This window comes from Xanthomonas sp. DAR 34887, assembly GCF_041245805.1.
Taxonomy (GTDB): Bacteria; Pseudomonadota; Gammaproteobacteria; order Xanthomonadales; family Xanthomonadaceae; genus Xanthomonas_A; species Xanthomonas_A tesorieronis.
Genome location: NZ_CP162490.1, coordinates 916972 through 928951 on the forward strand (window position 1 = coordinate 916972; position 11980 = coordinate 928951).

General features: G+C 70.3%; 8 protein-coding genes. All 8 read left to right on the forward strand.

All coding sequences use genetic code 11. The features are described 5' to 3' along the window. Window positions 1–86 precede the first annotated feature (86 nt). The 8 genes from galA to nagA all read left to right on the forward strand — a co-directional run bounded on the left by galA (window position 87) and on the right by nagA (window position 11911). The gene (gene galA / locus AB3X08_RS03985) at window positions 87–2963 is read left to right on the forward strand and encodes a beta-galactosidase GalA (protein WP_369936380.1); all 2877 of its coding nucleotides are present in this window, start codon (window positions 87–89) and stop codon (window positions 2961–2963) included. A gap of 49 nt (window positions 2964–3012) precedes the next feature. Next, the gene (locus AB3X08_RS03990; protein ID WP_369938411.1) at window positions 3013–5322 is read left to right on the forward strand and encodes an alpha-N-acetylglucosaminidase; all 2310 of its coding nucleotides are present in this window, start codon (window positions 3013–3015) and stop codon (window positions 5320–5322) included. Next, window positions 5319–6473, forward strand: coding sequence for an acyltransferase family protein (locus AB3X08_RS03995; RefSeq protein WP_369936382.1), 1155 nt, complete (start codon window positions 5319–5321; stop codon window positions 6471–6473). Before AB3X08_RS03990 ends, AB3X08_RS03995 begins: the two co-directional genes overlap by 4 nt. A 104-nt stretch (window positions 6474–6577) precedes the next feature. Further along, the gene (locus AB3X08_RS04000) at window positions 6578–7300 is read left to right on the forward strand and encodes a GntR family transcriptional regulator (protein ID WP_369938413.1); all 723 of its coding nucleotides are present in this window, start codon (window positions 6578–6580) and stop codon (window positions 7298–7300) included. Between the two features lie 38 nt (window positions 7301–7338). After that, window positions 7339–8619 (forward strand): sugar MFS transporter, encoded by a 1281-nt coding sequence (locus AB3X08_RS04005; RefSeq protein ID WP_369936383.1) that lies wholly within the window; start codon window positions 7339–7341, stop codon window positions 8617–8619. A gap of 42 nt (window positions 8620–8661) precedes the next feature. Beyond that, the gene (locus tag AB3X08_RS04010; protein WP_184412124.1) at window positions 8662–9729 is read left to right on the forward strand and encodes a LacI family DNA-binding transcriptional regulator; all 1068 of its coding nucleotides are present in this window, start codon (window positions 8662–8664) and stop codon (window positions 9727–9729) included. 8 nt (window positions 9730–9737) lie between these two features. Further along, complete coding sequence (locus AB3X08_RS04015) at window positions 9738–10766, forward strand: SIS domain-containing protein (RefSeq protein ID WP_369938414.1); 1029 nt, start codon at window positions 9738–9740, stop codon at window positions 10764–10766. Continuing rightward, complete coding sequence (gene nagA, locus AB3X08_RS04020) at window positions 10766–11911, forward strand: N-acetylglucosamine-6-phosphate deacetylase (protein WP_369936385.1); 1146 nt, start codon at window positions 10766–10768, stop codon at window positions 11909–11911. The genes AB3X08_RS04015 and nagA overlap by 1 nt, the downstream gene beginning before the upstream one ends. Window positions 11912–11980 lie beyond the last annotated feature (69 nt).

Here is an 11980-nt window from a genome sequence, read left to right on the forward strand (position 1 = left end):
GTCCGCAGCGTGCCCGGCGCCGCTGTGGCGCCGGGCATGGCAACGTGGGCGATCCCGATCGCATCCACAGGTTCTAGGGCAAGCGCATGCAACGACGAGAATTCCTGGCGGGCGGCGCGGGCGCCGGCCTGCTGCTGGCGGCACCGCGGCTGAGCTGGGCGGACAGTGCGGCGGATGCCGGCATGGCCAGCGGCAACGCTGCGGAGGCGGTGCCGACGCCGACGCTGGCTGCCGATCCGGGGCTGTTGTGCCTGGACGACGGCTGGCGTTTCCACGAAGGCGACATCCCGTTCCCGCCGATCAGCGGCCAGGATGCCAGCTACGACAACGCCAAGGCCGGCAAGGCCTGGGGCGCGGCCGCGGGCGATTTCGACGACAGCCAATGGCGGCAGCTGCGGTTGCCGCACGATTTCGCCATCGAGCAGCCGATCGAGGCCCGCGCCAACGTGGCGCAGGGCTATCGCCGCCGCGGCATCGCCTGGTACCGGCGCAGCCTGCGGCTGGACGAGGCGCAGCGCGGCAAGGCGCTGGAATTGCGCTTCGACGGCATTTCCAGCCGTGCCACGGTGTGGGTCAACGGCCTGCTGATGGCGCGCAGCTGGAGCGGCTACGACGGCTTCGCCATCGACCTGAGCGCGATCGCGCGCTACGGGCAGGATCTGAACACCATCGCGGTGCGCGTCGACGCCGAGGCGATGGACGGCTGGTGGTACGAGGGCGCGGGCATCTACCGCCACACCTGGCTGGCGGTGCGCGATGCGCTGCACATCGTCGGCGACGGCATGCATGCGGTGCCGCGGATCGGCAACGACGATCATTGGACGCTGCCGGTCGCGGTGACCGTTGCCAATGTCGGCGAACAGGCCGATGCGGCCGTGCTGGAGGTGGCGCTGTACGACGCGCACGGCGCACTGGTCGCGCAGGGCAGCGCCGCGGTGCAGGTGGGCGCGCTGGCGCAGGCGGTGGCGCAGGTCGACCTGCAGGTACGCCAGCCGCGGCGCTGGGACGTAGCCGCGCCGCATCTGTATCGGGTCGCGGCGGTGCTGCGCAGCGCCGGCCGCGAGCGCGATCGCCGCGAGTGCGCGATCGGCTTTCGCACGCTGCGCTTCGATGCGCAACAGGGCTTCTTCCTCAACGAGCGGCGGCTGAAGATCAAGGGCGCCTGCCTGCACCAGGACCATGCCGGGGTCGGCGTGGCGGTGCCCGACAGCCTGCTGGAGTTCCGCATCCGCCGGCTCAAGGCGCTGGGCTGCAACGCGATCCGCCTGCATCACGCCGTGGCCAGCGAACTGCTCGACGTGTGCGATCGCCTGGGCATGCTGGTGATGGCCGAGAACCGGGTGTTCAATCCGTCGCCCGATTACGCCGCGCAACTGCGCTGGCTGGTGCGCCGCGACCGCAATCGCGCCTGCGTGTTCCTGTGGTCGGTGTTCAACGAGGAACCGATGCAGGGCACCGCCGCCGGCTATGAAATGGTGCGCCGCGCGGTGGCGCTGGTGCGCGAGCTGGACGACAGCCGCCCGGTGACCGCGGCGATGAACGACGGCATGCTGACCCAGCGCAACGCCGCCGATGCGGTGGACGTGGTCGGCTTCAACTACCGCCAGTTCAACTACGACCGGGTGCGCGCGGCGATGCCGCACAAGCCGCTGCTGTCCAGCGAGGACACCAGCGCGTTCCAGACCCGCGGCGCCTGGTTTACCGACATGGACGCGCACGTCATCGCCGAGGACGATTCGGTCGCCGCGCCGTGGGGCAATACCCATCGCGCGTCCTGGAAGCTGATCGACGAGCGTCCGTATCTGGCCGGCGGTTTCGTCTGGACCGGCTTCGACTACCGCGGCGAGCCGACCCCGTTCGAGTGGCCGTCGGTGTCCTCGTTCTTCGGCATCATGGACCTGTGCGGCTTTCCCAAAGGGGCCTACTGGCTGCGCCAGGCGCAGTGGATCGACGATGCGCCGGTGCTGCAGCTGCTGCCGCACTGGAACTGGCCGGGCCGCGAAGGCACGCCGATCAAGGTGATGGCGTTCTGCAATGCGCAGCAGGTGGAGCTGTGGCTCAACGGGCAGTCGCAGGGGCGGCAAACCGTGGACCGGATCGAAATGAACGCCTGGCAGGTGACGTACGCGCCGGGCGAGCTGGAGGCGGTGGCCTACCGCGACGGCCGCGAAGTGGCGCGGCAGCGGGTGCAGACGGTCGGCGCGCCGGTCGCGCTGCGGCTGACCCCGGACCGCGCGCGGATGCGTGGCGACGGCCGCGATGCGCAGCCGATCACCCTGGAAGCGGTGGATGCGCAGGGCCGCCACGTACCGTTCGCCGATGCGCAGATCGCGCTGCAGGTCGACGGTGGGCGCCTGCTCGGCGTCGGCAACGGCGATCCGAACCGGCACGCGGCCGACAACGTGCCGCAGGTGCAGTTGTTCAACGGCCTGGCGCAGGCCATCGTCGAGGCCGGCACCGAGCGGCGCCGATTGCGCATCGAGGCGCGCGCGCCGGGCTTGCGCTCTACGCAGGCGACGATCGGGCTGGATGCGGTGGCGTTGCCGCCGTCGCTGCCGCCGGCCGCCGCGGCGATGGTGGTGCCCGGCTGGCGGCGGACGTTGCCGTTCGCCGCGCCGCCGGATCCCGCGCTGCCGCGGGCGGCCAACGACAACAACAGCTGGAGCTTCTGCCAGCCGGGCAACCTGGAGACGCGCGCCGAGCGCGATGGCTATGTGCTGTACCGCACCGCGTTCACGCCGTGGGCCGGGATCCAGCAGCGCGGCGGCGTGCTGGGGCTGGGGCGTGCGACCGGCGCGGCGCAGGTGTATCTGGACCGCAAGCCGGTCGCGCGCGTGGCCGCGTGGCAGCGCGCGCAACTGCGCTTGCCGCCTGCGCAGGGCGAACGGGTGCTGGCGGTGGTGATGCAGGTGACGGCCGGAACGCCTTTCGGCTTCGACGATGTCGCGATAGTGGAGTATTGACCGAATGAAGCGAGTTTTCCGCCATGCCTTCCCGCACGCGCGTGCCTGGATGCGCTTCGTGCGCGCGTTGCCGGGCCCCGGACGAGCCGCGTTGCTGCTGGCCTGCATGCTGCTGGCGCCGGCCGCCTTCGCTGCATCGGCGACAGACACCCAAGGCGCCGCGGCGCGCGGCGTGCTGCTGCGCACGCTAGGCCCGCGCGCCGCCGCGCTGACCCTGCAACGGCAGCCGCGCGGCAATGGCAACGACTGGTACCAGGTCGCCGCCGACGCCGGCACGCTGCGCGTGTCCGGTTCCTCGGAAGTGGCGCTGGCGCATGGCGCGTACAGCTATCTGCAATCGATCGGCGCCGCCTCGGTGAGCTGGGAGGGCAGCCGGGTCGCGCTGCCTGCCGCCTATGCCGATTTCAACGGGCAGCGCGTGGTCACGCCGTTCGCCTACCGCGCCTATCTCAACGTGTGCACCTACGGCTACACCACGCCGTGGTGGGACTGGGCGCGCTGGGAGCGCGAGATCGACTGGATGGCGCTGCACGGCATCGACATGCCGCTGGCGATGGAAGGCCAGGATTACGTGTGGCAGGCGCTGTGGCGCGAGTTCGGGGTGAGCGATGCGGATCTGGCGCAGTATTTCTCCGGCCCGGCGTTCGCGCCGTGGCAGCGCATGGGCAACATCGAAGGCTACGACGCACCGCTGCCGCAGCAGTGGATCGACGACAAGCACGCGCTGCAGCAGCGCATCCTGCAGCGCATGCGCGCGCTGGGCATGAAGCCGGTGCTGCCGGCCTTCGCCGGCTACGTGCCGAAGGCGTTCGCGCAGGCGCATCCGCAGGCGCGCATCTACCGCATGCGCGCCTGGGAAGGCTTCCACGAAACCTATTGGCTGGATCCGGCCGATCCGTTGTTCGCCAGGATCGCGCAGCGTTTCATCCAGCTCTACGACCGCACCTACGGCAAGGGCACCTACTACCTGGCCGACGCGTTCAACGAGATGCTGCCGCCGATCGCCGCCGACGGCAGCGACGCGCGCCTGGCCAGCTACGGCGACAGCACCGCCAACACCGCCAAGACCGCGCCGCCCGAAGTGTCGCCGGCGCAGCGCGACAAGCGCCTGGCCGACTACGGCCGTGCGCTCTACGCATCGATCCATCGCGCCAACCCGGACGCGGTGTGGGTGATGCAGGGCTGGCTGTTCGGCGCCGACCGCCATTTCTGGACGCCTGAGGCGATCGCCGCGTTCCTGCGCGAGGTGCCCAACGACAAGCTGCTGGTGCTGGACATCGGCAACGACCGCTATCCGGGCACCTGGAAACTGTCCGATGCGTTCGACGGCAAGCAGTGGATCTACGGCTACGTGCACAACTACGGCGGCAGCAATCCGGTGTACGGCGACCTGGCGTTCTACCGCGACGACCTGCGCGCGCTGCTCGCCGACCAGGACAGGCAGCGACTGGTCGGCTTCGGCGCGTTCCCCGAAGGCCTGCACAACAATTCGGTGGTCTACGAATACATGTACGCGCTGGCCTGGGGCGGACAGGAGCGTTCGCTGCAGGACTGGCTCGGCGACTACACCCGCGCCCGCTACGGCCATACCTCGCCGGCGCTGCGCGCGGCCTGGGACGATCTGCAGGCCTCGGTGCTGTCCACGCGCTACTGGACGCCGCGCTGGTGGCGCAGCCGTGCCGGCGCCTACCTGCTGTTCAAGCGGCCGACGCTGGACATCGGCGAATTCGACGGCGCGCCCGGCGATCCGCCGCGCCTGCGCCGCGCGCTGGAGCAACTGCTGGCGCTGGCGCCGGAGTACGCCGATGCGCCGCTGTACCGCTACGACCTGGTCGACTTCGCCCGCCACTACGCCACCGGTCGCGTGGATGCGCAATTGCAGCAGGCGGTGGCCGCGTACAAGCGCGGCGACGTCGCCGCCGGCGATGCCGCTTTCGCCCGCGTGCAGGCGGCGGTGCGGCAGCTCGACGGTCTGGTCGGCGGCCAGCAGGAAACCCTGTCGAGCTGGCTAGACGCGGCCGCCGGCTACGCGAAGACGCCGCAGGAGGCGGCCTACTACCGGCGCGACGCCAAGGCGCAGGTCAGCGTGTGGGGCGGCGAGGGCAATCTCGGCGACTACGCGTCCAAGGCCTGGCAGGGCATGTACGCCGATTACTACCTGCCGCGCTGGGCGCTGGCGATGCAGGCGCTGCGCGCCGCGGCGGTCGAGGGCGGCAGCGTGGACGAAGCCGCGCTGCAGCAGCGACTGCGCACCTGGGAGCGGGATTGGGTGAAGCGCGAGACGCCTTACGCGCGGCAAGCCCCGGCCGATCCGGTCGCTGCGGTGCGCACGCTGCTGCAGCAGGTGGATGCCCGATGAATACCGCTTCCGTGAACATCCCCGCCGCGGCGCCCTCGCGCGAACGCTTCCTGTCGCTGGACGTGTTCCGCGGCCTGACCATCTTCCTGATGATCCTGGTCAACACGCCCGGTGCCGGCGCCGACGCGTTCGTGCAACTACGGCACGCGCCGTGGTTCGGCTTCACCGCCGCCGACCTGGTGTTTCCGTCGTTCCTGTTCGCGGTCGGCAACGCGATGAGCTTCGCGCTGGACCGCGGCCAGCCGCTCGGCGCGTTCCTGCGCCGGGTCGGCAAGCGCAGTGCGCTGATCTTCCTGCTCGGTTTCCTGATGTACTGGTTTCCGTTCGTGCACCAGGGCGCCGACGGCAGCTGGAGCTTCACCGCGATCGATCAGACCCGGGTGCCGGGCGTGCTGCAGCGCATCGCGCTGTGCTACGCACTGGCCGCGCTGCTGTGCCGCTGGCTGCCGCCGCGCGCGCTGCTGGCTGCCTGCGTCGCGCTGCTGCTCGGCTACTGGGCGGCGCTGTACCTGTGGGGCCAGCCGGGCGCGGAACTGAGCAAGCTCGGCAACGCCGGCACGCGCCTGGACCTGTGGTTGCTGGATCCGGCGCAGCTGTACCGCAAGGACGGCGGCTTCGATCCGGAAGGCCTGCTCGGCACGCTGCCAGCCACGGTCAACGTCATTGCCGGCTACCTCACCGGCCTGTACGTGCGGCGCGTCGGCAAGCAGGCGCGCACGGTGCGCTGGCTGCTGCTGGCCGGCGTCGCGCTGGCGCTGTTGGCCCTGGCCTGGCAGCCATGGTTCCCGCTGGCCAAGAAGCTGTGGACCGGTTCGTTCGTGCTGCTGACGGTGGGCTTGGACCTGCTGCTGCTGGGCGCGCTGCTGTGGGCGATCGAGGTGCGCCAGTGGCGGGCCGGCAGCGACTTCTTCACCGTGCTCGGGCGCAATCCATTGGCGATCTACCTGTTCTCCGAGCTGTTCGTGATCAGCCTGCGGCTGGTCCCCGCCGGCAACAGCGGATGGGACCTATACCAATGGCTGGGCATCGCGGTGTTCCAGCGGCTGTTGCCCGGACCCTGGGGCAGCCTGGCCTGCGCGCTGGCCTACACCCTGCTGTGCTGGGCGGTGGGCTGGTGGATGGACCGGCGGCGGTTGTACCTGCGGCTGTGACCCGGCGTGCACAGGCCGCGGATTGGTACTATATTGGACATAACGAATCCATACGGTCCGGAGGGAGCGCGATGACCAAGCCCAAGCCGGAGGCCGACCCCAGACTGGCGGGCCTGGCCGTGGACCCGAGCGCGCCGACCCCGCTTTACCTGCAGCTGGCCAGCAAGCTGGTCGAGGCGATCAAGGGCGGCCAGTGGAAGCCGGGCGAGGCGCTGCCGGCCGAGCGCCAGCTGTGCGAGCAACTGCAGGTGTCGCGGGTGACCCTGCGCCAGGCGGTGGACGCGCTGGTCGAACAGGGCCTGGTCTCGCGCCGGCAGGGCGCCGGCACCTTCGTCACTTCGCATATCCAGCACCAGCTCAGTGGTCTGGCCAGTTTCAGCGAAACCCTGCGCATGAAGGGCCTGGAGCCGGGAACGCGCTGGCTGGAGCGGCGCGTGCGCCCGGCGCATGGCGAGGAAATCCTGCGCCTGGGCCTGTCGCCGGACACCGTGGTGGCGGCGCTGACCCGCCTGCGCAGCGCCGACGGCCGGGTCATGGCCTACGAGAAGGCGGTGCTGCCGCAGCGCACCGTGCCCGATCCGCTGGCCATCGGCGATTCGCTGTATGCCTACCTGGACGCGCAGGGCACGCCGGTGGTGCGCGCGCTGCAGTACTTCCGTGCGATCAACCTGCCGGCGCGGCTGGCCGGACACCTGGGCATGAAGGAAGGCGAGGCGATCCTGCACGTGGTGCGGGTCGGCTACACCCGCGACGGCAGCGCGATCGAGCTGACCGACACCTATTGCCACAACGACTACTACGACTTCGTCGCCGAACTGCGACGCTGATCGACCGACCCACGCGCCCCTCCGGAGCCCGCCCGCCCATGACCACCGCACGGCCTGCCAGTCCCTTCGCCTCGATCGCCATCGTCGGCTTGCTGTTCTTCATCATCGGCTTCTTCACCTGGATCAACGGCCCGCTGATCACCTTCGTGCGGCTGGCGTTCGACCTCAACGAGGTCAACGCGTTCCTGGTGCTGATGGTGTTCTACCTGTCGTACTTCTTCCTGGCGCTGCCGTCGTCGTGGATCCTCAAGCGCACCGGCATGAAGAAGGGCCTGGCGCTGAGTCTGGTGGTGATGGCGGCGGGCGCGGCGGCGTTCGGCCAGTTCGCCACGCAGCGCTTCTATCCCGGCGCGCTGACCGGCCTGTTCGTGATCGGCAGCGGCCTGGCGCTGCTGCAGACCGCGATCAATCCGTACATCAGCATCCTCGGCCCGATCGAGAGCGCGGCGCGGCGCATCGCGGTGATGGGCATCTGCAACAAGATCGCCGGCATCCTGGCGCCGTTTCTGATCGGCACGCTGGTGTTGCACGGCGTCGGCGATCTGGCCGCGCAGGTGCAGGCGGCCGATCCGGTGGCCAAGGAAGCCTTGCTCACCGCGTTCGCCGCCAAGATCCACGTACCGTATCTGGTGATGGCCGGCGTGCTGGTGCTGGTGGCGATCGGCGTGCTGTTCTCGCCGCTGCCGGAGCTGAAGGCGTCGGAAGTCAACGCCACGCCGGTCGGCGCCGGCAACCCGGCGCAGAAGACCAGCATCTTCCAGTTCCCGCACCTGTGGCTGGGCGTGCTGTGCCTGTTCGTGTACGTGGGCGTGGAAGTGATGGCCGGCGACGCGATCGGCACCTACGGCAACGGCTTCCACCTGCCGCTGGACGAGACCAAGCTGTTCACCTCCTACACCCTGGCGGCGATGCTGGCCGGCTACGTGGCCGGACTCGTGCTGATCCCGACGTTGATCTCGCAGGCGCGCTACCTGAGCGTGTCGGCGGTGCTGGGCGTGCTGTTCTCGGCCGGCGCCTACTTCACCCACGGCTACGTGTCGGTGGGCTTCGTCGCCGCGCTGGGCTTCGCCAACGCGATGATGTGGCCGGCGATCTTCCCGCTGGCGATCAAGGGCCTGGGCCGCCACACCGAGATCGGTTCGGCCCTGCTGGTGATGGGCATCGCCGGCGGCGCGATCATCCCGCAGTTGTTCGCGGTGCTGAAGCAGCACTTCGACTTCCAGCTGGTGTTCCTGCTGCTGATGGTGCCGTGCTACCTGTACATCCTGTTCTATTCCCTGGTCGGCCACCGCGCCGGCCAAGCCGCTGCCCGCGCGTGATCGCGCATCATGGGCGTACTTCCCGACGTGCAGGACCGCAGTATGCGTAGACCCACCATCAAAGATGTCGCCGAGCGGGCGCGGGTGTCGTTGAAGACCGTGTCGCGGGTCATCAACAACGAACCGTCGGTGATGCAGGCCACGCGCGCGCGCGTGCTGCACGCCATCGCCGAGCTGGACTACGAACCGGATCCGTCGGCGCGCAACCTGCGCAGCGGTACCCCGTTCGTGATCGGGCTGGTGTACGACAACCCCAACCCGTACCACATCATCGGCGTGCAGAACGGCGTGCTGGCGGCGTGCCGCGAGACCGGCTTCGGCCTGCAGATCCATCCCTGCGATTCGACCTCGCCGATGCTGGCCGAGGAGCTGGCCGAATGGACCCAGCGTTCGCGCCTGGCCGGGCTGGTGTTGACCGCGCCGATGTCCGAGCGCGCCGAACTGGTCGCGGCGCTGACCGCGCGCGGGATCAAGACCGTGCGCATCATCGCCGCCACCGAAGATCCGAAGGACGGCCCCTGCGTTTACGTCGACGACCGCGATGCCGCCTACGAGGTCACCGAGCACCTGATCCAGCTCGGCCATCAGCGCATCGGCTTCCTGTGGGGCGGCACCTCGCACCGCTCCAGCGGCGAGCGTTACGCCGGCTACGAGGCGGCGCTGAAGGACTACGGCATCACCCTGGACAAGCATCTGGTGATACCGGGCGACTACACCTTCGACGACGGCTTCCGCGGTGCGCGCCGATTGCTGGCGCTGCGCGAGCCGCCGACCGCGATCTTCGGCTCCAACGACGAGATCGCCGCCGGCGTGCTGGCCGCGGCCAAGTCGGCGGGCATGAACGTGCCCTACGACCTGTCCATCGCCGGTTTCGAGGACAGCCCGTTCTCGCGCCAGTCGTGGCCGGCGCTGACCACCGCCAAGCAGGCCACCGAGGACATCGCGCGCCACGCCGCACGGCTGTTGATCAGCCAGCTGCGCAGCGACGCCTACGAAGACCACCCGGCGCCGATGCACAACCAGGGCTTCGTGCCGCAGCTGGTGGTGCGCGGCTCCACCGCGCCGATGCAGCCGCAGTCCCGCCGCTCTCCTTCCCCCGATCCCACATGACCCTGCCCATGGCACTGCCCACCGAAACCGAAACCCTGATGTTCCGCGAAGCCGCGGAAACCGCCGATGTCGTCGCTGCGCAGTTCGCGCGCAATCATGCCGTGGTCAGCGCGCTGGCCGCGTCGTTGCGCGCCGATCCGCCGCCGTTCGTGGTCACCTGCGCGCGCGGCAGTTCCGACCATGCCGCGACCTACGCCAAGTATCTGTTCGAGACCCAGCTCGGCGTGGTCACCGCTTCGGCGTCGCCGTCGGTGGGCTCGGTGTACGAATCGCCGCTGCAGTTGCGCGGCGCGCTGTACGTGGTGATCTCGCAGTCGGGCAAGAGCCCGGACCTGCTGCGCAACGCCGAGGCCGCCAAGGCCGCCGGCGCGCGCGTGGTGGCGCTGGTCAACGTCGAGGATTCGCCGCTCGCCCAACTGGCCGACACGGTGATCGCGCTCGGCGCCGGCCCGGAGAAGAGCGTGGCCGCGACCAAGAGCTACCTGGCCTCGCTGGCGGCGATCCTGCAGCTCGGCGCGCACTGGAAGAACGATGCGGCGCTGCTCGCCGCGCTCGACGCGCTGCCGCAGGCGTTGCGCGCCGCGTGGCAGGCCGACTGGCGGCCGCTCACCGACGGCCTGGTCGAGGCGCACAACCTGTTCGTGCTCGGCCGCGGCCTGGGCCTGGCCGCCGCGCAGGAAGCGGCGCTGAAGTTCAAGGAAACCTGCGGCCTGCATGCCGAAGCCTACAGCTCGGCGGAAGTGAAGCATGGGCCGATGGCGCTGGTCGGCCCCGGCTTTCCGGTGCTGGCCTTCGCCCAGCCGGACGAAACCGGCGCCGGCACCCGCAGCCTGGCCGAGGAATTCCGCGGCCGTGGCGCGCAGGTGTGGCTGGCCGGCGCCGACGGCGACCTGCCGCTGGTCGCCGCGCCGCATCCGGTGTGCGCGCCGCTGCTGACCATCCAGAGTTTCTACCGCGCGATCAACGCGCTGGCGCTGCGCCGCGGCTACAACCCGGACCTGCCGCCGCATCTGAACAAAGTGACGGAGACGGTGTAATGACGACGACGGCGCTGCGCAACGCGCGCGTGCTCGGCGAGGACGGATTCCTCGATGGCGTGAGCGTGCTGCTGCAAGGCGGGCGCATCGCCGCGCTGCTCGACGACGGCGACGCGCGCGTGGCTGCGGCGACGGCGCAGCTGGACCTGGGCGGCGGCACGCTGCTGCCGGGTTTCATCGACGTGCAGGTCAACGGCGGCGGCGGCGTGCTGTTCAACAACAGCACCGACGTCGAGGCGCTGCGCCGCATCGGCCAGGCGCATCGCCGCTACGGCACCACCGGCTACCTGCCGACGCTGATCAGCGACGATGTCGACGTGATGCGCGCGGCGATCGCCGCGACCCGCCAGGCCATCGCCGACGGCGTGCCGGGCGTGCTCGGCATCCACCTGGAGGGGCCGTACCTGGCGCCGGCGCGCAAGGGCACGCACAACGTCGCCAAGTTCCGCGTGCCCGATGCCGACGAGTTGGCGCTGGCCGCCTCGCTGGACAACGGCGTCACCCTGATCACGTTGGCGCCGGAACGCATGCCCGCCGACAGCATCCGCGCCCTGGCCGCGACCGGCGCATACGTGTTCGCCGGACACACCGCCGCCACCTACGAAGAAGCGCGCGCCGGACTGGACGCCGGCATCCGCGGCTTCACCCACCTGTACAACGCGATGTCGCCGCTGCAGGGACGCGACCCCGGCGTGGTCGGCGCCGCACTGGAAGACCGCAACGCATGGTGCGGGATCATCGTCGACGGCGTGCACGTGCATCCGGCGAGCCTGCGCGTGGCGCTGGCGGCCAAACCGCGCGGCAAGCTGCTCCTGGTCACCGACGCGATGCCGATGGTCGGCGCCGACAGTCCCAGCTTCGACCTGTACGGCGAAACCATCACCGCCGTGGACGGCGTGGTGCGCAACGCGGCCGGCACCCTGGCCGGTTCGGCGCTGGACATGGCCAGCGCGGTGCGCAACAGCGTGCAGTGGCTGGGCGTGGGCCTGGACGAAGCCGCGCGCATGGCCTCGCTGTACCCGGCGCAATGCCTGGGCCTGGACGACCGCTACGGACGCATCGCGCCGGGCTACCAGGCCGACCTGGTGCTGCTCGACGACGCGCTGCAGGTGCGGCAGACCTGGATCGGCGGGGCGATGGAGTAGCCGGCGATTTCGATCCAGGTGTGGGAGCGACTTCAGTCGCGACGCGCTGCGCCGTGAATGCCGATCGCA